Origin of the sequence: Peribacillus sp. TH16, assembly GCF_016651095.1 — a bacterium.
Lineage (GTDB): Bacteria > Bacillota > Bacilli > Bacillales > DSM-1321 > Peribacillus > Peribacillus butanolivorans.
This window is the reverse complement of the sequence record NZ_JAEKEM010000009.1, coordinates 2,535,938-2,560,139: the sequence shown is the minus strand read 5'-3', so window position 1 is coordinate 2,560,139 and position 24,202 is coordinate 2,535,938. Positions and strand designations below refer to the sequence as shown.

Annotated in this window: 17 protein-coding genes and 3 pseudogenes; 13 read left to right on the top strand and 7 right to left on the bottom strand. The window is 40.2% G+C overall.

Annotated elements, in window-relative coordinates; genetic code table 11:
• The first annotated feature begins 82 nt into the window (after nucleotides 1–82).
• The 7 genes from JFV29_RS26465 (at nucleotide 83) to JFV29_RS26435 (ending at nucleotide 7,654) form a co-directional block, all read left to right on the top strand.
• Nucleotides 83–898 (top strand): YitT family protein, encoded by an 816-nt coding sequence (locus JFV29_RS26465; RefSeq protein WP_376106588.1) that lies wholly within the window; start codon nucleotides 83–85, stop codon nucleotides 896–898.
• Between the two features lie 49 nt (nucleotides 899–947).
• The gene (gene cccB, locus JFV29_RS26460) at nucleotides 948–1,289 is read left to right on the top strand and encodes a cytochrome c551 (protein ID WP_201187379.1); all 342 of its coding nucleotides are present in this window, start codon (nucleotides 948–950) and stop codon (nucleotides 1,287–1,289) included.
• A 295-nt stretch (nucleotides 1,290–1,584) separates the two neighbouring features.
• Complete coding sequence (ftsE, locus tag JFV29_RS26455) at nucleotides 1,585–2,271, top strand: cell division ATP-binding protein FtsE (RefSeq protein ID WP_201187377.1); 687 nt, start codon at nucleotides 1,585–1,587, stop codon at nucleotides 2,269–2,271.
• Nucleotides 2,261–3,154 carry a permease-like cell division protein FtsX gene (gene ftsX, locus JFV29_RS26450; RefSeq protein WP_201187375.1) on the top strand — a complete coding sequence of 298 codons (894 nt, stop codon included), beginning with the start codon at nucleotides 2,261–2,263 and terminating at the stop codon, nucleotides 3,152–3,154. Before ftsE ends, ftsX begins: the two co-directional genes overlap by 11 nt.
• A gap of 111 nt (nucleotides 3,155–3,265) precedes the next feature.
• Entirely contained in the window at nucleotides 3,266–4,678 is a 1,413-nt protein-coding gene (locus JFV29_RS26445; RefSeq protein WP_201187373.1) for a murein hydrolase activator EnvC family protein, read from the top strand.
• A 140-nt stretch (nucleotides 4,679–4,818) separates the two neighbouring features.
• Entirely contained in the window at nucleotides 4,819–6,243 is a 1,425-nt protein-coding gene (locus JFV29_RS26440) for a S41 family peptidase (RefSeq protein WP_201187371.1), read from the top strand.
• 217 nt (nucleotides 6,244–6,460) lie between these two features.
• Nucleotides 6,461–7,654, top strand: a complete 1,194-nt coding sequence (locus JFV29_RS26435; RefSeq protein ID WP_201187369.1) for a PDZ domain-containing protein — start codon at nucleotides 6,461–6,463, stop codon at nucleotides 7,652–7,654.
• A gap of 283 nt (nucleotides 7,655–7,937) precedes the next feature.
• Here JFV29_RS26435 and JFV29_RS26430 read toward each other — a convergent pair whose 3' ends face one another.
• On the bottom strand, nucleotides 7,938–8,927 hold the full coding sequence (locus tag JFV29_RS26430; RefSeq protein ID WP_056524448.1) for an ABC transporter substrate-binding protein: 990 nt from the start codon (nucleotides 8,925–8,927) through the stop codon (nucleotides 7,938–7,940).
• A gap of 190 nt (nucleotides 8,928–9,117) precedes the next feature.
• Between JFV29_RS26430 and JFV29_RS26425 the strand changes: the two genes are divergently transcribed.
• Both JFV29_RS26425 and JFV29_RS26420 read left to right on the top strand, forming a co-directional pair.
• Nucleotides 9,118–10,122, top strand: coding sequence for a FecCD family ABC transporter permease (locus JFV29_RS26425; RefSeq protein ID WP_201187368.1), 1,005 nt, complete (start codon nucleotides 9,118–9,120; stop codon nucleotides 10,120–10,122).
• On the top strand, nucleotides 10,119–11,174 hold the full coding sequence (locus JFV29_RS26420; RefSeq protein WP_201187367.1) for a FecCD family ABC transporter permease: 1,056 nt from the start codon (nucleotides 10,119–10,121) through the stop codon (nucleotides 11,172–11,174). The genes JFV29_RS26425 and JFV29_RS26420 overlap by 4 nt, the downstream gene beginning before the upstream one ends.
• Nucleotides 11,175–11,254: 80 nt before the next feature.
• On the opposite strand, the pseudogene JFV29_RS26415 reads toward JFV29_RS26420, so the two are convergent.
• The 6 genes and pseudogenes from JFV29_RS26415 to JFV29_RS26395 all read right to left on the bottom strand — a co-directional run.
• Nucleotides 11,255–11,467 (bottom strand): annotated as a pseudogene (locus JFV29_RS26415) (zinc ribbon domain-containing protein); the annotation flags it as partial.
• Nucleotides 11,468–11,575 (bottom strand): annotated as a pseudogene (locus tag JFV29_RS31290) (helix-turn-helix domain-containing protein); the annotation flags it as partial.
• A 350-nt stretch (nucleotides 11,576–11,925) separates the two neighbouring features.
• A pseudogene (locus JFV29_RS26410) lies at nucleotides 11,926–13,284 on the bottom strand (IS1182 family transposase).
• A 317-nt stretch (nucleotides 13,285–13,601) separates the two neighbouring features.
• Entirely contained in the window at nucleotides 13,602–14,135 is a 534-nt protein-coding gene (locus JFV29_RS26405; RefSeq protein WP_053348586.1) for a YceI family protein, read from the bottom strand.
• Nucleotides 14,136–14,344: 209 nt separating this feature from the next.
• The gene (locus JFV29_RS26400; protein ID WP_446728265.1) at nucleotides 14,345–16,570 is read right to left on the bottom strand and encodes an MMPL family transporter; all 2,226 of its coding nucleotides are present in this window, start codon (nucleotides 16,568–16,570) and stop codon (nucleotides 14,345–14,347) included.
• A 37-nt stretch (nucleotides 16,571–16,607) separates the two neighbouring features.
• Entirely contained in the window at nucleotides 16,608–16,880 is a 273-nt protein-coding gene (locus JFV29_RS26395) for a hypothetical protein (protein WP_242486950.1), read from the bottom strand.
• A 191-nt stretch (nucleotides 16,881–17,071) separates the two neighbouring features.
• Here JFV29_RS26395 and JFV29_RS26390 point away from each other — a divergent pair, with 191 nt between their 5' ends.
• The 4 genes from JFV29_RS26390 (at nucleotide 17,072) to uvrA (ending at nucleotide 24,160) form a co-directional block, all read left to right on the top strand.
• Nucleotides 17,072–18,649, top strand: coding sequence for a catalase (locus JFV29_RS26390; protein WP_242486949.1), 1,578 nt, complete (start codon nucleotides 17,072–17,074; stop codon nucleotides 18,647–18,649).
• A gap of 191 nt (nucleotides 18,650–18,840) precedes the next feature.
• Nucleotides 18,841–19,071, top strand: coding sequence for a CsbA family protein (locus JFV29_RS26385; RefSeq protein ID WP_053348589.1), 231 nt, complete (start codon nucleotides 18,841–18,843; stop codon nucleotides 19,069–19,071).
• Between the two features lie 217 nt (nucleotides 19,072–19,288).
• Nucleotides 19,289–21,274: an excinuclease ABC subunit UvrB gene (uvrB, locus tag JFV29_RS26380; protein ID WP_201187355.1), complete on the top strand. Its 1,986-nt coding sequence runs from the start codon at nucleotides 19,289–19,291 to the stop codon at nucleotides 21,272–21,274.
• 6 nt (nucleotides 21,275–21,280) lie between these two features.
• Nucleotides 21,281–24,160, top strand: coding sequence for an excinuclease ABC subunit UvrA (gene uvrA / locus JFV29_RS26375; RefSeq protein WP_201187352.1), 2,880 nt, complete (start codon nucleotides 21,281–21,283; stop codon nucleotides 24,158–24,160).
• The last annotated feature ends 42 nt before the right edge of the window (nucleotides 24,161–24,202 follow it).

The window sequence follows — 24,202 nt, the reverse complement described above, 5'->3', positions numbered from 1 at the left end:
TAAAAAATGATGGTTTTTTAGGAGACAATATAGAATGAGAAAAAGATACCGGGAGCAGAAGCACCCTTTGATACAAAAGTTAATGGAGTATGGGTTGGTAATTGTCGGTTCGGCTATTATTGCAATTGGTTTTAATGTATTCTTGCTTCCCAACCAAATTGCTTCAGGCGGAGTCAGCGGAATTAGTACGATTCTCGATTCTACGCTCGGTTGGGAGCCAGCCTATGTTCTGTGGGGATGTAATATTCCCTTATTTATTGCTGGACTTATTATACTTGGACGGCATTTTGGTGCCAAGAGTCTGATTGGAACCTTGTTCTTACCGCTTGTTGTTTTCCTTACAAAGGATTGGGAGCCATGGACGAATGATGCTTTGCTTGGTTCAATATGTGGGGGAATTATGGTGGGCCTTGGGTTAGGAATTGTTTTCCGTGGGAAGGGTTCCACAGGGGGAACGGATTTAGCGGCGCAGATTATTCATAAGTATACCCATATGTCATTAGGGACATGTGTAGCTGTCATTGATGGAATCATTGTCTTAAGCGCTGCGATTGTTTTTGATATTGAAAAAGGGCTTTATGCGTTAATAGGTTTATATGTGACAAGCAAGACGATTGATCTCGTTCAGGTTGGGTTGAATCGTTCTAAGATGGCATTAATTATCATGAATAATGAAATGGAAGTAAGGAATGCTATCTTACATGAGCTAGACCGGGGAGTAACACGAATTTCCGGGTATGGCGGCTATACGGATGATACTCGTCCAATATTGATGTGTGTAATAGACCAGTCGGAATTCACTAAATTGAAACAATTGGTTAAACTTGTTGACCCTAAAGCGTTTGTGATCGTAATGGATGCATCGGAAGTACTTGGGGAGGGTTTTAAACTAGATTAAAATTGGTATAATATTTCTGTACTGGTATAAATCAGAGGGGGTAAATTCTATGAAAAAGAAATGGTTAGCCTTATTAATGGGTACGTCTCTCGCCTTGGCTGCATGCGGAGGAAACAATGATAATGCAGATAATGAGCCAGCAAGTGATAAAAACGAAACTACAACCGTAGATGCAGGAGATGCAGCGAAAATTTATGAAAACAAATGTTCAAGCTGTCATGCAGTAAATCTTGAAGGTGGCGTAGGACCGAATTTAACGAAAGTTGGTTCGAGATTATCAAAAGAAGAAATCGAGCAAGTCATTGCAAAGGGTCAAGGAGCAATGCCAAAAGGTATAATTCAGGGAACCGAAGCGAGCAAAGTTGCTGAATGGCTTGCTGAACATAAATAACGACTATAGAAACGTTCTGCATATAGCGGGGCGTTTCATTTATCCTCCTTTTAAATCCACAGAAAACCCACATCTAATCCCTAATCAAGAAAACTAATCCTAGAATTATTACGTAGATGTTGATAATCTTTCTCACTGAAATGAAACTGTAATATTTTTATTCTTAATTTGACAAAATTAGATGTTATAATGTTTCTGTGCTCTAGTAAGAAAGATTCCTGTCAGATTCCAGTGAAAATTGTCGAAAAAGCTTAGTTACATAGATATAAAAACAAGCAAATTAGGTGGTTTTAGAATGATAGAAATGATAGATGTGAAAAAGACCTATCCTAATGGCGTAATTGCCATTAATGGACTCAATGTAAAAATAAAACCAGGCGAATTCGTTTATGTAGTAGGACCCAGCGGTGCCGGCAAATCGACCTTCATCAAAATGATGTATCGGGAAGAAAAGCCGACAAGTGGTAATATCTTGGTAAATGGTGTCAGCCTTCCAAGTATCCGCAATTCGAAAGTTCCTCTATTCCGCCGTAATATCGGTATGGTATTCCAAGATTTCAAACTCCTTCAAACCTTCACAGTTTATGAAAATGTTGCATTTGCGATGGAAGTTATCGAAAAAGAACCAGAAGAAATTAAAATGAGAGTCATGGAAGTTCTTGATCTAGTAGGGATTAAACATAAAGCTAGAATGCTACCTTCTGAACTATCTGGTGGAGAACAGCAGAGGGTTGCGATTGCACGTTCGATCGTCAATGACCCTAAGGTGGTTATCGCCGATGAACCTACAGGGAATCTAGATCCTGAAACATCATGGGAAATTATGAACATATTTGAAGAAATTAATAATCGTGGAACAACACTCGTCATGGCCACACATAATAGGGACATCGTTAACAATATTAAACGACGTGTCATTGCCATTGAAAGTGGAAAAATAGTTCGAGACGAACATCGAGGTGATTACGGATATGAAATTTAGAACATTACTCCGTCACTTCCGTGAAAGTTTTAAAAATATTGGCCGTAATGGTTGGATGACGTTTGCATCAGTCAGTGCAGTAACAGTCACTCTAACATTGGTTGGCGTTTTTTTAGTGCTCATGATGAATTTAAATCATATCGCGGGAAATGTGGAGAAGGATGTCGAAGTTCGTGCACATATTGATAATGCTGCGAATGATGACGATATTAAAGCAATCGGTAAGAAAATTACAGAGATGAGCGGCATCGAAACAGTCATATTCTCTCCAAAAGATGAAGAGCTCACCAATTTAATAGATGATTTAGGCGATAATGGTGATGCCTTCAAACCATTTGAACAGGACAACCCATTAAGGGACGTTTACATTATCAAAACGAAATCTCCGCAAGATGTCATCAAGGTGGCAAAAAAAATTGAAGGTTTTGAATATATCCAGAGTGTTAAATATGGACAAGGCTACGTCGAGAAACTATTCAGTTTCGTGAATATAGCCAGAAATATAGGAATCGTTCTTATTGTAGGTTTGCTTTTTACTGCGATGTTCCTTATTTCGAATACTATTAAAATTACAATTGTAGCTAGAAGAAAAGAAATTGAGATTATGAGATTAGTAGGAGCAACAAATAACTTTATCCGTTGGCCATTTTTCTTAGAGGGACTCTGGTTGGGAATTCTCGGTTCAATCGTGCCAATTGGTCTGATTTCAGTACTCTATTACAATATTTATAAATATGCAGCACCACAGATTACGTTTAAATTCATAGATTTTCTACCTGCAAGCCCGTTTATTTATCAAGTTTCGGCCATTCTTATTGCAATAGGCGCCGTTATCGGGATATGGGGCAGCTTGATGTCCGTTAGGAAGTTCTTAAAAGTATAAAAATGTATCTTCACACCTTCTTTTACACTCGAATGTCAAAAGAAGCCTAGTACAAATAGAGAGACGTTACAAGGCGTTAGATGTGACGGGATTGAAAGGGGAAATGAAACGTTGAAAAAAAATATCATTGCCATGAATGCTTCGATAATGATCGGGTTGGGGAGCATTTTAGTCGCACCTTCGGCTTATGCTGAATCGCTTTCAGATTTGCAACAAAAGAAAGAATCTATTCAGGAGAAACGTTCGGGTGTTGAATCGAATATTTCCGATACTGAGAAAAAAATCGATAACCTGCAGGATAAACAATTGACGGCAGAGGAACAAATTGCAGCCATTGAAGCAAAAATTGCAGAATCGACAAAAAAAATCGATGCTAAAAATGCTGAAATTACACAAACGAAAAAAGAAATTGAAGCATTAAAAGAAGAGATTAAAGTATTAAAAGAACGGATCGCCAAACGTAATGAAGTATTGAAGGAAAGGGCGCGTTCTTTCCAAGAGACTGGTGGGGACGTGAACTACCTAGAAGTGTTATTCGGATCATCCAGTTTCGGTGATTTAATTGACCGCGTCGGAGCTGTAGCGACAATTGCTGAAGCCGATCGGGATATTTTAAAGCAGCATGAGTTGGATAAAAAGGACCTAGAAGAAAAGCAGACAGCTGTTGAAAAGAAGCTTGCTAGTTTAGAAGTAGCCAAAGCCGAACTTTTGGAAATCCAAAAGCAACAAAAACAGCAGAAGCAAGAAAAGGCTGCTTTAGTTAAGAAATTAAAGCAACAAACCAAAAAACATGAAGATGAGAAAATGGGCTTAGAGGAAGAAAAAGCGAACCTTGCTGCTCAAGAAACTGCTATCAAATCGGCTATCAACTTAGAACAAAACCGTCTTGCAGAATTGGAAGCAGCTCGTAAAAAAGCGGCAGCCGAAGCGAAAAAACGTGCAGAGCAAGCAGCGGCACAAGCAGCGGCACAAGCAGCATCACAAGCGGCATCACAGGCAGCTGAATCAAAAAAACAATCTTCTTCTTCAGGGGCTAGTGCAAAAAGCAACAGTTCATCACCATCACCATCACCATCATCATCATCCCAATCTTCGTCTAATGTAAGTCAAGTGCCAGCTGTTTCATCGGGTACTTTTACTAGACCAAGTGCAGGATATGTATCTTCAACAATGGGTGAACGTTGGAATAAACAGCATGCCGGCATTGATATTGCTGCTAGTGGAACGGTTCCTGTTGTAGCGGCAGCAGACGGAGTTGTAAGCCGTTCTTACTTCTCTAGTACATACGGTAATGTTATCTTTGTTACCCATTCAATCAGTGGTCAGCAATGGACAACGGTGTATGCACATTTAAGCTCTAGACAAGCAAGTACTGGTTCTGTTGTTGCCAAAGGTCAACAAATTGGTATTATGGGGAACACAGGACATTCATACGGTCAGCATTTACACTTTGAGCTACATAAAGGTGCATGGAATTATAGCAAGTCAAATGCAGTAAATCCATTAAACTACATACCTAATTAATACCCAATACATCAATAGAAAAACAGACTAGGATAAAATTCTAGTCTGTTTTTTTGTTGTGTTCACTATTGTCTACAAGCATATTTCCTCCAAGCTGCTCATATATTGAAATACATATCAGGGCAGAAATGGGGATAAATATGGTCAAAAAATGGGTACTTCCTCTAGCAATCATTATGTCATTAGTTATTGGGGCAGGGGGGGGCATATATTGGACAAGCTCCCCAGGTAAGAATGAGACAAAACAGGAAAACCAAATGGTAATAAAAGATAAGGAATGGGCAAAAGTGGAACAAGCTTATGGTTTGATCGTAAATCAGTATGTGGACAAGGTTGACGGTTCTCACCTTGTCGAAGGTGCCATTCAAGGTATGCTGTCAGCTTTGAAAGATCCATATTCCGTATATATGGACAAAGAAACCGCTAAGCAATTTAATGAAACTTTAGATTCCTCGTTTGAAGGGATCGGTACGGAAATCGGGATGGAAGATGGTAAGGTCATTATTGTGTCTCCTTACAAAGACTCCCCTGCTGAAAAAGCGGGGTTAAAGCCGAAGGATCAAATCCTTAAGGTGAATGATGAAAGTGTCGAAGGTTTGGATTTGTATGAAACACGCTTAAAGATCCGTGGTGAAAAAGGGTCAGCCGTTAAAATGGAAATAAAGCGTGCGGGGGTTTCAAATCCAATTGAATTCAATATGGTTCGTGCTGAAATTCCACTTGATACTGTTTTTTCATCGATTAAAGAAGCGGCGGGAGAGCAAATTGGCTATATCGAATTAACCACATTCTCGGAAAATACCGCATCTGATTTTAAAAAGCAGATGAAGGAGTTAGAAAAGAAAGGGATTAAAGGATTGGTCATAGATGTGCGCGGCAACCCAGGCGGCCTCCTATCGAGTGTGGAAACGATACTTGGAGAGTTTATAACAAAGGATAAACCATATTTACAAATTGCTGAGAGAACGGGTGAAACGCAATCCTTTTTTACAAATCTAAATAAAGAAAAGGATTATCCAATCGCCGTCTTGACGGATAAGGGCAGTGCCTCGGCCTCAGAAATCCTGGCTGGTGCGATGCAGGAGGCGGGGGGCTACCCATTGATCGGTGAGAAGACATTCGGCAAGGGAACTGTACAGCAGGCTGTACCAATGGGAGATGGCAGCAAGATTAAACTTACGCTATACAAGTGGCTGACGCCGTCTGGGAACTGGATTCATAAAAAGGGGATTAAGCCTACAATTGAAGTAAAACAGCCGGATTTCTTTGATGCCCATCAGCTGTCCGTTGAAAAGGTACTGCAGCGTGATATGACTGATGAACAAATTCAATATGCCCAAACTATTTTAAAAGGACTTGGTTTTGAAACGGGACGTGAAGATGGCTATTATGACTGGAGTACAGAGATAGCAGTTAAAGCATTCCAAAAGCAGTATGGTTTGAAAGTGACTGGTAAACTGGACACTAAAACCGCTGCACACCTAGAAACCGCAATTCTGGAAAAAATTCAGGATGAAGACAATGATATTCAGTTGCGCACGGCATTGAATTATGTGGTGAAGTAAAGGAGAAGGCATCGCTCATTTGTGGCGGTGCCTTTTTTGCATGGTTTCAATTTGCAGGGTGGATATTTTAAATACGATGAACGGAGAAAACTTAAGGAAACGCTTTTTTTTCTTCATCTTAATAGGCAGGGAGCTGGCATATTTGATAGAATAGGAGATAACTGACTAGGAGAAATTATACATACATTTGATTACTTGTAAGGATGGTGGGAAGAAATTGACAACAGATTGGTTGAGTGCATGCTTACTAGGATTAGGAAAACTTTTTCTTCATCCATTGCTTTATGTTTCAATTGCATATTGTTTATTCATAGGCTATCTTCGCGTTAAACGAGAACGCCATGACTTTAATACGAAGATTTACAGAAAATCCATGGAGCTACGTGCTTTGTTTCCGCAAGGAGTGATCTGGGGATTAATTCTTTCGTTCCTCACCTTGGCTTCTGGAATCGTCATTCCGCTGGCGGCGCTAATCATTGTGGCAGCGGTTACGATGATAGCTGTGCTGACCATGAACCGGAGATTTGTTTCACCCGTTTATACATTGGGAGTCACCTTCTTTATCCTTTTCTTTTTATACGATAGAGATATCCAACTGCCGATATTTCAGGATGCGTTTAATCAGTTGAATCAATCTGTCTATCCAACACTCGTTATTTTGATTGGGTTTTTATTGATTGCTGAAGGCTTTCTGATTGTTAGCAATGGAAGTAAAAAGATATCCCCTCAGTTGGAGGTTTCCAAGCGGGGACAGCCAATAGGTGTGTATGTTTCTCAACGAATATGGCTAATTCCGATGTTCGTTATGATTCCAGGAGGTGAACTTCCAGCACCTTTCGAATGGTATCCGGTTTTTTCAATCGGAGAAGTGTATCTGTCACCGATTGTTGTGCCCTTTTTAATTGGGTTTAAGCAAAAAGTTCATGGAACGCTTCCGGAACAGGCCATTAAGGCCCATGGTAAAAAGGTGGGAGCTTTAGGGTTTGTGATTACTGCATTCGCGGTTATTAGTAACTGGTACCCGCTATTGGCCATTATAACAGCTGTTTTAGCTCTTCTAGGACGAGAGTTTCTGCATTATTCCCAAAAGGTTTCGGATGCAAAGCTACCTTTTTATTTTTCGAAAAGCAAGCTTGGTGTCCAGATCTTAGGCGTTATCCCTCAGTCCCCGGCGGATAAAATGGGGTTAGTAAAAGGCGAGATCATTTCGAAAATAAATGGTATCGTCGTCAGGGAAGAAGAGGAGTTATACAGGGCGCTGCAAATAAATCGGGCTCACTGTAAGCTTGAGGTAATCGGTAATAATGAACAAATTCGTTTTGTGCAAAGAGCCTTATTTGACGGCGAGCATTACGAATTAGGCATACTGTTTGTTGACGATCAATTGAAAGAAAGTGGACAAGCAGGGTAATTGAGATTTTTCATAATCACTTGGAATAGTGTCGTAATTCCACGTTAATAATTTTTGCGGGACGTATTATTTTTGATGTTAATCTATATAGAGGAAAATAGTTGCCAAGACGACTTCAGCAGATCGGCTAATAATAATTTCAATATATATTGAATAGATCTTTGACCACAGTACTAACTTTTATTTCGATGAAAGAGACAAAACTTCAATTGAAATGATTTGAAAAATAGAAACGGCCTTTCTCGATTTTTAAATCAAGAAAGGCCGTTTCTTTGTATGAGTTTTACTTTTTAAGCATTATTTTTTCTAGATCATCTAGCATTTTGTTAGCTGCAATAACACCGCCAGCCGTATTCCATGTTGCGTCGCTGACCTCATAGGCATTTCCTTTTTTCACTGCATCCAGGTTTTTCCAAAGAGGATCATTTGTCCATTCTTTTGCTGTACTTAGGGCTTGTTTGTCACCTTCAGGTGCGTATGTGAAGTAGAAAAGAATATCTCCATCCATTTTAGGTATGACTTCTTTTCCTACCTCAATTGCAAGGTTACCAAGTTTATTATCTGCAGTAAATAGTTCTTTCTGCTGCTCTGCACGCTTAAATCCTAATTGATCGAAAATTACTCCAGAGAATGAATCTGTGTAATAAATACGAGTTGTTCCAGCCATGAAACGAACAATAGAAACTTCTTGATTTACCTTATCACCAAGTTTGGCTTTTAAATCTTCAGTGTGGGCATCAAATTGAGCAATTACGTCGTTACCTTTTTCTTCAAGATTTAAAGCTTTTGCATATAATTTAAAGTTTTCTTTCCAATCTCCTCTAAGTGTTTCTGAAAAAACAGTAGGAGCAATTGCACTTAATTTATCATATACAGCTTCCTGGCGGATCTTGCTTCCGATAATTAAGTCAGGTTTTAATGCGGCAATTTTCTCTAAATTCACCTCATGCTCAACACCAACAACTTCAACACCATCCATATCTTCTTTAATATGATCGTACCAAGGGTCTCCAAGCCAAGATTGAACAGCCCCAACTGGTTTAACTCCTAAAGCTAGTAATGCTTCTGTACCTTCATTTGTAAGAACTACCACTCTTTTAGGTTGTTTTTCTAATTTGGTTGTTCCCATTGCATGTTCAATTGTATAGCTTTTCTCTTCTTTTTTGTCATCAGCCTTATTTCCTTCTGCTTGGTCATTTGAACTTCCGCAAGCTGCTAGAAGGAAGACTGCAAATAAAGTAATAATAGTAAAAAGTGATCTAATCTTAAACATCTTATGTATCCCTCCTAATATAGAGCAAATGATAATCATTCGCACTTAACAGCATCATCATAAAATGAATATACTTTTCTGTCAATATATAATTGAAAATGATTCTCAAATTCATTGACATATTCCCTTTACCGCCAGTACAATTAATTATCATAAGTATTTACAAAAGTGATTGGGAAGGTAATTGGATATGTTATTAAAAAATACATGGCAGAAATGGATGGGAATATTTACTACCATTGTTTTGCTGCTTTTTTTACTGTGCTCAAGCATCGTATACGGTTATACGAATACAACTTGGCAAATGGCCATTGACGCATTTACACATTTCAATGGATCAAATGAACATATTGTTATTCAATCTGTAAGGCTTCCCCGCGCTCTTATCGCATCTGCAGTTGGTGCAAGTCTAGCAATCTCAGGTGTATTAATGCAAACTCTAACTAAGAACCCACTTGCTTCTCCTGATATATTTGGGGTCAATGCTGGGGCTGGCTTGGCGGTTGTTACTGGAGTCACCATATTTGGAATAAGCAATCTTCAAGTATTCACTTGGCTGTCTTTTATTGGAGCCGCTATAGCAGCGGTAAGTATATATATGATTGGTAGCATGGGCCGTGGCGGTTTAACACCGATGAAGCTGACATTGGCTGGTGCAGCAATGACAGCCATGGTATCTTCGCTAACACAAGGTCTTCTTGTCTCAAATGAGGCACTTTTAGAGCAAGTTTTATTTTGGCTTGCAGGGTCAGTTTCCGGTAGGAGTTTGGATAATTTAACTGCAGTGTTTCCGTATCTTGCAGTTGGATGGGTCCTAGCCTTATTTACATCTGGAAAAATGAATGTGTTATCTATGGGTGAAGATGTTGCAAAAGGTCTTGGCTTAAATATAGTTTTTCTTAAGATTGTGCTGGGACTGGTAGTTATCCTACTCGCAGGAGGATCAGTAGCGGTTGCTGGTCCAATTGGCTTTATTGGGATTGTTGTTCCCCACCTTACCCGTTTTATAGTAGGTATTGACCATCGCTGGTTAATTCCTTTTGCTGGACTTTTAGGGGCGGCGCTTTTGCTTGCAGCTGATATCATATCTAGGTATATTTTGATGCCACAGGAAGTTCCAGTCGGAGTTATGACAGCTATTATCGGAACCCCATTCTTTATTTATATTGCCAGAAAGGGGTTCAGCGGTCGATGAAGTCATATAAGAACTTTCGTTTATTCAATGAAAGAATATCATTCCTAATGGACAAAAAAGCTATAATTGTTGTTTTTGTATTATTTTTGGTTACTGCTTTAGTGTTTGTGATCAGTACAGGGATAGGTGAAATGAATATTCACCCTTTGAGTGTCTTACAGGTCTTCCTTGGAGGAGGAACTGAGGGTGATCGCCTTGTGATTCAGTCTTTCCGTCTGCCGAGAATTATTGTGGCACTTTTGGTAGGGATGGGTCTTGCAGTAGCAGGGGGGATTCTTCAGGGGATGATTCGAAATCCACTTGCCTCACCTGATATTTTAGGAATAACTGGAGGAGCAACTGTAGCTGTTGTTGGTTTCATGGCTATTTTTAGCGACAAAAATCATTCTTTAACAGTGAGTATTAATTGGATGCCGCTAGCTGCGTTTATTGGTGCCACAGTTGTTGCATTACTTGTTTATTTCTTAGCATGGAAAAATGGAGTTCCCCCAATAAGACTTGTATTGATTGGGATAGGAGTCATGGCTTTAATGAAAGCCCTCACTACTATGATGATGATTCTTGGTCCCATCTATCAAGCAAGCCAGGCAAACCTTTGGATTACAGGATCAGTGTCTAACTCTAGCTGGCAAAATATCGCCGTGCTTGCGCCATGGACCATCCTATTTCTTTTACTAGCCTTTCTTTATGCAAGAAATATTAATTTACAAGAGCTGGGTGATGACTTGGCAACCGGGCTTGGAGGGCAAGTTCAAAAACAGCGATTTACATTATTGATGATAAGCACAGCTTTGATAGGTGGTGCTACTGCTTTTGCAGGAGGTATTGGTTTCGTTGGATTAATGGCTCCTCATATGGCTAGAAGGCTGGTAGGTTCAAGTTTTGGAGTGTTATTGCCCACTTCAGCCTTACTAGGCGGTATCCTAGTTATGATCGCAGATTTGATTGGGCGAACCTTATTTTCACCATTAGAAATACCTGCTGGTGTCTTTACAGCAAGCATTGGGGCGCCATACTTTATTTATTTACTTTATAAAACTAGGAACTCTTGAACTGCCCACCACTTATCGACCTTACGGTCTGATTGAAGTGGGGGATTCCTAAGAACATTAGCCTATCGGCCAATTTTTAATTAGGCTACTCCCGTAGTTCCTACGGTTAGAAGCCTTATGGCTTCATTCATTAGATTGAGTCCTGCGTTAATATCTCGATCGTGGTGAGTAGAACAAAAAGGACAATCCCATTCACGAAGATTCAGATGTTTAACGTCTTTATTTTGATAACCGCAGCTAGAACACAATTGGCTAGAAGCAAACGTTTTAGATACGGTCACGATTTGTTTGCCTAGAAAGAAGTTATAGACAAAACGGGAGCAGCCGATCGTTTTATTGATTAGGACTAGTTGTTCTTTAGTTGGATAGATTCGAAATTTATAAGCTTTGTTTACGACCATTGGTTTCACCCCCTTATAGTTATTATTAATCACAGAACGTATGTTTGTCAAAAGATTACTTTGGCTTATGCCAACCGCCATTCATCTCTCCCTTACCGATGGGCTCTCGCCCTTCACACGCTTGAAGAGGGAGTCTTCTGGCAGGAAATCATAAATGCTAAACATGATGGATCAGGATATTTATAATACTTGTTTTCGTATGCAAAAACAAAAGAAGCAGCTATCCTAACGGATAGCTGCTCAGTTTGTAGACAAAAGGGGTTCGGAATGTTTTAATTCCGGACCCCTTTTGAAATTCCCTTTGAATTTTGCTCAAGATTAAGAGATTGGGCCTCTACGAGCCCACTTTATTAAGCCATTCTTGGACCTTGCCATGTCCAATTGGCTATCTTCTTTAAATTCATGGCAGCGAAAGTAAGCATCGCCTGCATCGACAATTTTTTAAGTCCCCTTAAAGTAGTCCAACGCATACCATGCTTTTCTTTTGCATCTGCGAATACACGCTCTATTGTTTCTTTACGTTTCGCATATATAGGTTTTACATCCTTGTGATGACGCAGATGATCTGCTTCTTCCATATAATTTTGCTAGATATGGCGTGTCACCACTTTTTGATGGTCTTTGCTTACTGTACACTGTGATAAAAATGAGCATGTCGCACAAGTGTGTTTGGGTGATTTGTACTCGCGATAGCCCTCTTTATTTGTTGTTGAGTACTTTAAAATCTCGCCCGATGGGCAGAGATAACAATCAAAATGTTCATCGTAAACATAGTCATGCTTGCGAAAGAACCCTTCTTTTGTTCGTGGACGTGTATAGGGTAAAGCTGGTGTGATTTCTTTCCCAAAAAGGTAGCTTGTAATGGCTGGTGTTTTGTAAGCTGCATCTGCGGCAACAGCTTCAGGTTTTCCAACTTTCTCAATCACTTGTTCAACAAGAGGCTCTAAGATATGACTATCATGCGTATTTCCCGGTGTTACAATCGTCCCCAGCACAAAACCGTTGCGGTCCGCAGCCGCATGAAATGAATAGGCAAACTGTTTTGTTCGTTCATCTTTTACATAGTAGCCACTCTCAGGGTCAGTTGTACTTTCTTTAATTTCTTTGGTTTCTTCTTTATCAAATTTATCCGGTGGAAAAGGCTTCTTTCCATTGTTTTCACGATCTTGATTTATTTCTTCTTGAAGGCGTCCTTGATATGCTCGTGTTTCCTTACGAACGATTTTCTTTTCGAATTTTCGCTTATTCGCACTGGCTTTCACATGTGTTGAATCAACGAATACGTGCTCTGCACTTATTAACTTTCTTTCTGAAGCTGTCATTAAGATACGATAAAAAATCCGTTCAAACAGGTCTGTATCTTTAAAGCGACGCTCATAATTTTTCCCGAACGTTGAGAAGTGAGGTACTTTATCATGGAAACCGTAACCTAAAAACCAACGGTAAGCCATATTCGTTTCAACTTCTTCAATCGTTTTACGCATCGAACGAATACCGAAGGTATATTGAATGAATGTCAATTTAACTAAAATAACTGGATCAATACTTGGGCGCCCTATCTCTGAATACATCTCTTTCACCAAGTCATAAATGAAAGTGAAGTCAATGGCCCCCTCAATTTTACGAACCAAATGGTTCGCTGGCACCAGTTGATCCAAAGTAATCATTTCAAGTTGATCTCGCTGAATAGAATTATGTTTCGAAAGCATCGTCATCACCTCAAGTTTTAATACTTCTATATTAAAACAAAAAGGACTGTAGGCAAAAGTGGTTATATCTAATTGTTAAAACAAAGTTGATTGGAACGGAAGGTGCGAGACTCCTGCGGGAAATGCGTGTCCAAGGGAGACCCCACAGGCGCAAAGGCGCCGAGGAGGCTCCCTGACCGCCCGCGGAAAGCGAGTGCCTGGAGTGGAAATCAACGTCGAATTTTTACAACCCCTCAAAAAAACTGTAGACAAACTCGATTTTCATCGAGTTTGTCTACAGTCTGAGCAGCTATCCTAACGGATAGCTGCTTTTAATATTAGGCTTCTTTAGCTGCTTCTATTTCGATGGTAAGTGTGATTTGGTCGCCTATAAGAACGCCGCCTGTTTCTAATGCTGCATTATAGGTTAATCCATAATCGCTGCGTTTAACTTTACCTTTTCCGCTAAACCCTGCTTTTTCATTTCCCCATGGATCTTTTCCTTGACCTTCAAATGTAATAGCGAATGTTTCCTCATTAGTAAATCCATTAAGGGTTACATCACCTGTCACATCGTACTCATCATCACCTGTTTTCACAATTTTCGTTGACTTAAACGTTAAAGTCGGATTTTTTTCTACATCAAAAAAGTCAGCTGAACGCAGGTGATTATCTCGGTCTGCATTGCGTGTATCGATACTTGCTACATCTACAGTAAAATCTATTTCAGCTGTTGTTAAATCAGATGGATTTGCAGAAATGTTTGCCTCGAATTTATTAAAACTCCCTTTTACTTTTGCGATCATCATATGTTTTACAGAAAATTCAATTGCACTGTGAGTCGGATCAATTGCCCATTTGGTATTTGTCATTGTTTTTTCCTCCTAGTATATTAATCTTGAATTTATATATCTTTAATTTGAGATATTTGAACTTGATGTAATTATAAGAGGTTAGCTTACTAGTGTCAACTGGAATTTTTCCTTAATTTTGAAAAATATACAAAAAACCTGTGCCGATGTTACGAGGCGCAGGTTATTTAATACTTTATTTTCTTGAAAAATAAAACTAACTTTCTTTATTATTGGGCGCTTTCTTTTTCTTCATGAATAGCGACTTTACTTGGCCAGAAGGCACGGCGCCCAAGCTGTGCGGTAATCGCTGGAACAAGGAATGGTCGAACGATGAACGTGTCCATTAACACACCGAGTGCGGTAATGAGTCCGAATTGAACCAGTACTTGAATTGGCAGTGTAGCAAGAACAGAAAAAGTGGCTGCTAAGATGATGCCAGCTGAGGTGATGACCCCACTTGTTTCGGCGACTCCTTCTCTGATTGCCTGTTTGATAGGCATTGTTTTTTTCTTGCGCCAAATACTCGAAACCATAAAGATATTGTAATCCTCCCCAAGGGCGACAAGGAATACGAATGAATATAGTGGAATTGTACCTTCAATTGCTTCCACTCCCATGAAATAGTGGAGGATTATCCAACCTAAGCCCATAGCGGCAAAGAAGGAGAGGATGACCGTTCCCATTAAATAAATCATAGCTGTCACAGAGCGCAAGTAAGCTAAAAGGAGCAAGGAAATCAAGACGATAATGATTGGGATAATCATAAATTCATCGGTCTTAACCGTATCTCTTTTATCAAATTGAGTGGCTGTTTGCCCTCCAATCCATACTTTTTCATCAACAGCTGAGATATTGGCGGCTTTCAGTTCTTTTTCAGCTAGGCTGCGAATGTCAGGAATTGAATTTATGGCTTCAATATCGTACGGATTGATATTGAATGTGACTTCATATGACTGCAGATCCTTATTGGATTTACTGTTAATAGGATCTGTAACACTTTCAACCAGATTCATCTTTTTTAGTTCATCTGCCAAGTCGATGTCCTTACCATCAGTATCGACAACCACTGTGGCTGGTGCAAGTTCTCCGGGTGTGTATGAGTCGGAAATGACCTTATATCCTTCACGGGAGTTCATATCTTCAGGGAATGAAGATAGAATATCGTAGGAATATTTTATTTGAGATGAATAGCACGCTAATACACTGAAGATAATCAGGCATGTAAGAATGACAGTCCATGGTTTGGTTGTTACGATATTCCCAATCCAATTGCCGATGCGACCTGCTTCTTTATGTTTCTTAACGGGTTTGCCTTTTTTCTTCGCACGTGATTCTTCCATTTCTGGTGTGCGTGGAACGATAGGGAAGAAAGAGGCCCGACCGAATACGGAAAGTAGTGCAGGTACGAGTGTTAAGGCTGCTAACATCATGATTAAAATGGATAAGCTGAATGGTACTGCGAAACGATGATAGGCTCCATATTTGGCTACAAGTAAAGTTAGTAGAGAGATTACAATCGTAAGTCCACTCATCGCAATGGCACCTGATGAATCCTTAAAGGCTGCAATCATGGCTTCTCGTTTACTTTCATGATGTCTTAATTCACTTCTGTAGTGGGAGATTAAAAATAGACAATAATCCGTTCCTGCACCGAATAATAATACGGTCATAATGGAAATAGCCTGAGAATCAACTGTAATCCAGTCGTTATCTGCCATAAATCCAAGGATTGGACTGGTGACAAGATAGGCGAAGCCGACTCCGATAAGTGGAATAATGGCTAAAAGTGGGGAGCGGTAAATTAGTAATAACACGACAAGTACAAGTATTACTGTCGCAAAAAGTAATTGGAAATCTGCACCTGAAAATAATCCAGTTGCATCGACAGAAATTCCAACCGGGCCTGTTACACGAAGTGATAAATTTTCTGTATTTGTTTGAACTTTGAACGGGTCAAGGCCAACGCGCTCTGTTACTATTCTATTAATAATTTTAAGGTTTTTTTCTAATACAGCGGTCTCAGTTTTCTCCTTAAAGAAGAGCGGTTGTACGAAAGTCGTACCATCTTCTGAAACAGATCCCTGCAGCGCAGGCAATGGGATTTCATGAAGAGGAGGTAAAAATGATTGTTGTGTTAATGGATTCTCTGTCAATTCCTTGGAAAGGTATTGAACCTCGGTCAAGTCGGCTTCTGTCAGTCCACCTTCCCGATGCCATGTAAGTAAGGCGGGTATCCCTGAGGAATTCGGGAACTCTTCTTTAATGAGCTTATCAGCCACGACAGAAGCTGAGTCTGCAGGCAGGTCAGCGGTATTATTGGATGTGCGATCCTTAACATCCGGTAACGTTATTGTTAATATTGTAGCTGCAATTATCCAGACAGCGATGACGACCCAGCGGCTGACCTTTCCTGTCATCATTCTGCTTAGTCTTCCTAATAATGTTTCATCCAATGAAGGCACCTCGCTTTTGAATTTTTTTATTCTATCCTTAATTATAATGGAGCTTTGATGACATATACAAAAATGGGTATGCTCGTCTTCTCACAAAAAAGGCTTTGAATAGCTTTCCATTCAAAGCTTTTTCATGATTATAGAAATTTAAATCAAATTTAAGTGTTTTTTTAACCCAATCTCCCCCAGTAGTTACTATCAATTTTTCCTCTAGGTTTGATTGGGGATTGGTGAAAAATCCTAATTCTACTAATGTAGCTGCTTGATTAAATAACCTCGAAATTTCACGTTTTGTACCGTGGTCTTTCAAGTTTGTTTGTTTTTTGAATTCATTTTGTATAGTTTTAGCTAACTTTTTTTCATTAACAATGGTTACCAGGTTTAAACCGCAGAACTTGGTCTTACAATATCTTGAATAATGTTGAAGATAGACGAGTAAGATTTGGGAATTAGGGTAAGGTAAAATGTATTATGGTTTTAATTAGCAAAGGAGGAAATGTTTTGTCTGAAAAATCTAAAAGAACAAATGATAACTCAGAAAAAACGTTAACAAACCGGCAAGGGCACCCCATCACGAATAATCAGAGTATCCGAACGGTCGGTAACAGAGGCCCAAGTACACTAGAGAACTACGACTTTCTGGAAAAGATTAGTCACTTTGATAGAGAACGGATTCCAGAGCGGGTAGTGCATGCCCGCGGTGCAGGCGCCCATGGCTATTTTGTTCCGACTGGTAAAGCAGGGGACGAGCCGATTTCAAAATATACGAGAGCTAAGGTATTTCAGGAGAAGGGTAAAAAAACACCGGTATTCGTCAGGTTTTCATCTGTAATTCATGGAGGGACTTCACCAGAAACGTTACGTGACCCTCGTGGATTTGCTGTTAAATTTTATACAGAAGATGGAAACTGGGATCTTGTCGGAAATAACCTGAAAATTTTCTTTATCCGTGATGCCATGAAATTTCCGGATTTGATTCACGCTTTTAAACCCGACCCGGTCACGAATATACAGGACGGGAGAAGAATTTTTGATTTTTGCTCAAGCTCTCCTGAAACATTTCATATGGTTACGTTTTTGTTCTCCCCTTGGGGCATTCCAGCTAACTACCGCATGATGCAGGGATCTGGTGTTAATACCTATAAATGGGTGAATGAAGAGGGGAAAGCAGTCCTTGTTAAGTATCACTGGGAACCTAAACAAGGGATAAAGAACTTGACACAGAAAGAGGCTAATGAAATTCAGTCTACGAATTTCAATCATGCCACACAGGACTTATATGAAGCAATCGAACGTGAGGAATATCCGGAATGGGATCTCAACGTACAGATTATGAGTGATGATGATCACCCTGAATTGGATTTCGACCCGCTAGATGATACAAAGATTTGGCCAAAAGATGAATTCCCGTGGCTGCATGTTGGTACGATGGTATTGAATAAAAACCCGGAGGACTATTTCACTGAAGTGGAGCAGGCTGCATTCGGTACGGGCGTCCTAGTAGATGGACTAGACTTCTCGGATGACAAGATGTTACAAGGGCGTACGTTCTCTTATTCTGATACACAACGTCACCGTGTAGGAGCAAATTATCTTCAATTACCGATTAATGCACCGAAAAAACCAACAGCAACCAATCAAACTGGTGGACAAATGCAATATGAAGTTGGCAGAGGAGATCAAAGTCCTCATATCAACTACGAACCATCAACTGTAGGTGGTTTAAAGGAAGCCAAGCAAACTGGCAAAGAGTATACACCTTTTATAGAAGGAAAACTTGTTCGAGAAACAATAGATCGGCAAAGTAATACGAAACAGGCTGGTGAAACATTCCGTGAATTTGAAGATTGGGAAAGAGATGAATTAATCTCCAATCTTGTGTCAGCATTAGCTCCTGCAGATCCACGCATTCAGGAAAAAATGGTTGCTCTTGCTGAGGAGGCTGATGAAGAATACGGTCGCAGACTGAAAGAAGGTTTAGCTTCAGCTTCTGAACATACAGAGTCTTCAAAACCTATGGGAGGGACAGATAACCCAGAGGAAGGAGCTAGAAAAGGACATGACGCAGATCCGTATTAACAGATGGAAAAGAGGCAAACTTCCTTCTTAGAAGGGGTTTGTCTCTTTGCTTAATAAGAATAAATTTGTAATCGTGGTAGAGCCAACCTTCCGAACAATTATTAAATATAGTAGGAAATAGATTGGCAAAAAACTTCATAATCATTTAAACTGAAACTATTCTATTTTTCTCTTATAAAGGAGATGAAAAAATGATTAAATTTCTTTCTGCCCTTTTCTTTCCTTGTCTACTTGTTATGCTATTTTCAAGGGTCACCTATAATAATATCGTGGGTCTTGTTTTAACAGTTGCGTTGATTACAGCTTCTGCATATAAAGGTTATACGCATACAAATTTATTAATCATCGTTGACGCACTGTCACTGACAGTGGGATTTTGGTTGTCAAAAAGAATGATGAAACGAACATCAAAGAGCGCCTGACATAAAGGTGCTTTTTTTGTACTTCTTCCTGTTATTACTCTCGACATCTAAAGATTATAAAAAACCAAAAATAGAATAGATGTTCGCTTTTTGCTGGTTTGTTTTGAGGCTATTGTGGTAGAATGTGTATATATACTTTCTAAAACCGGAATAAATAGAAGGGATATAGTATATCCCGTTTTTTATATAAAAATATTTCAGTAGGAGGCTATGCTTGGTGAAGGATAAGTTTGAGTTAGTCTCAAAATACTCTCCTCAAGGAGATCAACCTGCGGCAATAGAAAAGCTTGTCGATGGTGTAAAAGAAGGAAAGAAAATGCAAACATTGTTGGGGGCAACGGGTACAGGGAAAACATTTACCGTTTCTAATGTCATTCAACAAATAAATAAACCGACGCTTGTCATTGCCCACAATAAAACGCTGGCAGGGCAGCTTTATAGTGAGTTCAAAGAGTTTTTTCCTAATAATGCTGTTGAATACTTTGTTAGCTATTACGATTACTACCAACCAGAAGCCTATGTGCCTTCCACTGATACATTCATTGAAAAAGATGCAAGTATCAATGATGAGATTGATAAACTACGTCACTCGGCGACATCCTCTTTGTTCGAACGAAAAGATGTGATCATCATTGCCAGTGTTTCTTGTATTTATGGATTGGGTTCTCCAGAAGAGTATCGGGAGATGGTGGTATCTCTCCGCACAGGCATGGAAATAGATAGAAATACATTGTTGCACAGACTTGTGGACATTCAATATGAGCGGAATGATATTGCATTTCAACGGGGGACTTTCCGGGTTCGTGGTGACGTGGTCGAAATTTTCCCGGCCTCCCGTGATGAACATTGTGTACGGGTCGAGTTTTTCGGGGATGAGATTGATCGTATTCGTGAAGTCGATGCCCTAACCGGTGAGATTACTGGTGAACGGGAACATATCGCAATTTTTCCAGCTTCCCATTTCGTAACTCGTGAAGAGAAAATGAAGATCGCCGTTCAAAATATCGAAAAAGAGCTGGAAGTACGATTGAAGGAATTGAGGGAGGATGAAAAACTGCTTGAAGCTCAGCGCTTGGAGCAGCGGACCCGTTATGATTTAGAAATGATGCGGGAAATGGGTTTTTGTTCGGGTATCGAGAACTATTCACGCCATTTAACCCTCCGTCCCTCAGGTGCAACACCATACACCTTGATGGATTACTTTCCAGAAGACTTTCTATTAGTTGTGGATGAATCACACGTAACCCTTTCACAAATCAGGGGCATGTTCAATGGAGATCAGGCTCGTAAGCAAGTGCTCGTTGATCATGGCTTCCGCCTGCCTTCTGCAAAAGATAACCGTCCACTCCGATTTGAGGAATTTGAAGAAAAGGTTCATCAATCTATATTCGTCTCGGCAACTCCGGGACCATTTGAACTCGAACACACACCGGAAATGGTTCAGCAGATAATCCGTCCTACTGGCTTGCTAGATCCTACGATTGAAGTACGACCAATTGAAGGCCAGATAGATGACCTAATAGGTGAAATACAGGAGCGGGTTAAAAAGAATGAACGGGTACTAATTACTACCTTAACGAAAAAGATGTCTGAAGATTTAACTGATTATTTAAAGGAAATTGGAATCAAAGTTCAATACCTGCATTCAGAGGTAAAAACATTAGATAGGATAGAAATCATCCGAGAATTACGAATGGGCAAATACGATGTGCTGGTTGGAATCAATCTTTTACGTGAAGGTTTGGATATTCCGGAAGTGTCGTTGGTTACGATTCTCGATGCTGATAAAGAAGGATTCCTTCGCTCAGAGCGTTCACTCATCCAAACGATGGGCCGCGCTGCTCGAAATGCAAGCGGCCACGTTATTATGTATGCCGACCGTATTACGAATTCAATGGAACTTGCGATTAATGAAACGAAGCGGCGCCGTGAAATTCAGGAAAGATACAATAAAGAGCATCAAATTACACCGCAAACCATTCAAAAGGACATTCGTGACTCCATCCGGGCTACTCATGTAGCCGAAGAAGGTGAAGAATATAAAGAAGACCTTGCTCCAAGCCTCGCGAAGTTGCCTAAAAAAGAGCGCGAAAAAGTGATGGTAAGCATGGAAAAAGAAATGAAGGAAGCAGCAAAAGCACTAGACTTCGAACGCGCTGCCGAGCTGCGTGACTTATTACTAGAGTTAAAAGCGGAAGGGTGACGAAACATGGCAATGGAGAAAATTGTGATAAAAGGCGCCAGAGCCAACAATTTAAAGAATATTGATGTCACGATACCTAGAGATAAACTCGTCGTGATAACAGGATTATCTGGATCTGGAAAGTCTTCCTTGGCTTTTGATACGATTTATGCAGAAGGTCAAAGACGTTATGTAGAATCACTGTCCGCTTATGCCCGTCAATTTTTAGGCCAAGTGGATAAACCGGATGTCGATGCGATTGAAGGATTGTCACCGGCGATTTCTATTGATCAGAAAACGACGAGCCGGAATCCTCGTTCAACTGTGGGGACTGTCACGGAGATTTATGATTATTTAAGATTGCTATATGCTCGAGTCGGCCGGCCAACCTGTCCGATCCATCATATAGAAATTACCTCTCAAACGATTGAGCAAATGGTAGATCGCATCCTTGATTACCCTGAGCGAACTAAGCTTCAAGTATTGGCACCGATTGTTTCAGGTAGAAAAGGAACACATGTAAAAGTTTTAGAAGAAGTAAAAAAACAAGGGTATGTCCGCGTTCGAGTGGATGGGGAGATGCACGATCTTAGTGAAGAAATCACTCTCGAAAAGAATAAAAAGCATTCTATAGAAGTCATTATAGACCGAATTGTTATTAAAGAGGGAGTCATGGCACGGCTTGCGGATTCATTAGAAAGTGCTTTGAAGCTTGGTGAAGGCAAAGTCATCATTGACGTAATGGGTGAAGAAGAACTACTGTTCAGCGAACACCATGCCTGCCCATACTGTGGCTTTTCCATCGAAGAACTAGAGCCGAGAATGTTTTCCTTCAATAGCCCGTTCGGGGCCTGCCCTGATTGTGATGGGTTGGGAGCGAGACTTGAGGTGGACCGTGATTTGGTCATCCCGAATAAGGAATTAAGTCTGCGTCAACATGCGATTGCCCCATGGGAACCGACGAGTTCTCAATATTATCCTCAGCTTCTTGAAGCGGTAGCCACCCATTATGACATAGATATGGATGTGCCAGTTAAAGATATACCGGATGATAAATTGGAGAAAATTTTATACGGTTCAGGTAAAGATAAAATTTATTTCCGCTATAAAAATGATTTTGGAAGAGTGCAAGAGGGACATATTCTATTTGAAGGCGTCATAAGAAACATCGAGCGGCGTTTTAAGGAGACGAACTCAGATTATATTCGTGAACAAATGCAGAAATATATGTCGGAGCACCACTGTCCAACATGTAAGGGACATCGGCTGAAAAAAGAGAGTCTTTCTGTGCTTATTCAAGGGGTTCATATAAGTGAGACTACCGCTTTATCGGTAGAAGAAGCTTTAGTATTTTTTGACGAGCTTGATTTGACCGAAAAGGAAGCTGCAATTGCGAGATTGATTTTACGTGAAATCCGGGAGCGGCTCGGTTTCCTAGCCAATGTCGGTTTGGAATATTTAACGTTAAGCCGAGCAGCCGGAACATTATCAGGCGGTGAAGCCCAGCGTATTCGATTGGCAACACAGATTGGTTCCCGTTTGACTGGTGTTCTTTACATTTTAGATGAACCGTCTATAGGATTGCATCAGCGAGATAATGATCGATTAATTGAAACATTAAAGAATATGCGCGAAATTGGAAACACGCTGATTGTTGTTGAGCATGATGAAGATACGATGCTTGCGGCGGATTATTTGATTGATGTCGGACCAGGTGCAGGCGCTCATGGTGGAGAAATCGTGGCTGCTGGAACCCCGGAAGAGGTCATGAATAACCCTAAATCTTTAACCGGCCAATATTTATCAGGGAGGAAATTTATCCCGCTGCCATTGGAACGCCGGAAAAATGACGGCCGTGTTATTGAAATTAAAGGGGCCAAACAAAATAACCTAAAAAACGTTAATGTTAAATTCCCGCTTGGAGTTTTTACAGCTGTCACAGGAGTCTCAGGTTCGGGGAAAAGTACATTAGTGAATGAGATTCTTCATAAGTCATTAGCTCAAAAGCTAAACCGCGCCAAAGCTAGACCAGGGGAGTTTCGTGAAATTAAAGGAATCGAGCATTTAGATAAGGTCATTGATATTGACCAATCACCTATTGGTAGAACGCCACGCTCTAACCCAGCAACCTATACAGGTGTATTTGATGATATTCGTGACGTTTTTGCTTCAACGAATGAAGCGAAAATCCGTGGCTATAAAAAAGGACGATTCAGTTTCAATGTGAAGGGCGGTCGTTGTGAAGCCTGCCGTGGTGACGGAATTATCAAGATTGAAATGCATTTTCTTCCTGATGTCTACGTTCCGTGTGAAATCTGTCATGGTAAACGTTATAACCGGGAAACGCTTGAAGTGAAATATAAAGGTAAAAACATTTCCGACATTCTCGATATGACTGTTGAGGAAGGGGTTAGTTTCTTTGAAAACATCCCGAAAATCAAGCGGAAGCTACAAACGATTTATGATGTTGGTCTGAGCTATATCAAGCTTGGACAGCCGGCAACCACTTTATCGGGCGGTGAAGCGCAAAGGGTGAAACTCGCTTCTGAATTGCATCGCCGTTCAACTGGCCGCTCTTTTTATATCTTGGATGAACCAACTACCGGACTTCATGTCCATGATATAGCGAGGTTGCTCGAAGTCTTGCAACGGCTGGTAGACAATGGGGATACTGTTTTAGTAATAGAACATAATCTTGATGTCATCAAAGCTGCGGACCATATTATTGACCTAGGTCCAGAAGGCGGGGATAAGGGCGGAACGATTGTCACTTACGGTACGCCTGAAGAAATATGTGAAGTTTCCGAATCATACACAGGGAAATACTTAAAGCCTGTTCTGACCCGTGACCAAATTAGAATGGAAAAATTGATTGAAGAAAAAGAACAAGAGCATGAACATGCATAAAAAAACAAGCCAGTTGGCTTGTTTTTTTATGTGGAAATATGA

What these genes read in the sequence shown, in the direction of transcription:
- JFV29_RS26425 (WP_201187368.1), top strand. Translation starts at nt 9,118, where the DNA reads ATGTTATTAAAAAATACATGGCAGAAATGGATGGGAATATTTACTACC.
- JFV29_RS26440 (WP_201187371.1), top strand. Translation starts at nt 4,819, where the DNA reads ATGGTCAAAAAATGGGTACTTCCTCTAGCAATCATTATGTCATTAGTT.
- JFV29_RS26420 (WP_201187367.1), top strand. Translation starts at nt 10,119, where the DNA reads ATGAAGTCATATAAGAACTTTCGTTTATTCAATGAAAGAATATCATTC.
- JFV29_RS26465 (WP_376106588.1), top strand. Translation starts at nt 83, where the DNA reads ATGGAGTATGGGTTGGTAATTGTCGGTTCGGCTATTATTGCAATTGGT.
- JFV29_RS26385 (WP_053348589.1), top strand. Translation starts at nt 18,841, where the DNA reads ATGATTAAATTTCTTTCTGCCCTTTTCTTTCCTTGTCTACTTGTTATG.
- JFV29_RS26405 (WP_053348586.1), bottom strand. Translation starts at nt 14,135, where the DNA reads ATGACAAATACCAAATGGGCAATTGATCCGACTCACAGTGCAATTGAA.
- JFV29_RS26430 (WP_056524448.1), bottom strand. Translation starts at nt 8,927, where the DNA reads ATGTTTAAGATTAGATCACTTTTTACTATTATTACTTTATTTGCAGTC.
- ftsX (WP_201187375.1), top strand. Translation starts at nt 2,261, where the DNA reads ATGAAATTTAGAACATTACTCCGTCACTTCCGTGAAAGTTTTAAAAAT.
- uvrA (WP_201187352.1), top strand. Translation starts at nt 21,281, where the DNA reads ATGGCAATGGAGAAAATTGTGATAAAAGGCGCCAGAGCCAACAATTTA.
- cccB (WP_201187379.1), top strand. Translation starts at nt 948, where the DNA reads ATGAAAAAGAAATGGTTAGCCTTATTAATGGGTACGTCTCTCGCCTTG.
- ftsE (WP_201187377.1), top strand. Translation starts at nt 1,585, where the DNA reads ATGATAGAAATGATAGATGTGAAAAAGACCTATCCTAATGGCGTAATT.